This window comes from Mycolicibacterium komossense (genome assembly GCF_025822605.1).
Classification (GTDB): Bacteria; Actinomycetota; Actinomycetes; order Mycobacteriales; family Mycobacteriaceae; genus Mycobacterium; species Mycobacterium komossense.
The window spans coordinates 1-235 of record NZ_JACKTY010000033.1; the positions used below are offsets into that span (position 1 = coordinate 1).

Consider the following 235-nt stretch of genomic DNA (forward strand, 5'->3'; position numbering starts at 1 on the left):
CAAAGGCCGACCCAGCCAGGAACAGGTTCAGACTGATCGCCGCACCCCCGCCCAGCGCCAGCATGACGCACTGACGGCGATGGGCCGCAACACCCTGTNCTCNGGAGAACTGGGTAGCCACCACGGGCTGCCCGTCACCATCGTGGTGTCCACCACCCTCACAGAACTCGAATCCGGGGCTGGGCTGGCGGTCACCTCGGGTGGGACCCGGATGCCGATGACCGACGTCGTCCGG

General features: G+C 67.8%; 1 protein-coding gene. It reads left to right on the forward strand.

Annotated features, from left to right (window positions below):
- Positions 1–70: 70 nt before the first annotated feature.
- Positions 71–235, forward strand: a 165-nt coding sequence (locus tag H7J73_RS20505; RefSeq protein ID WP_435405557.1) for a DUF222 domain-containing protein, incomplete at its 3' end; no start/stop codon positions are given.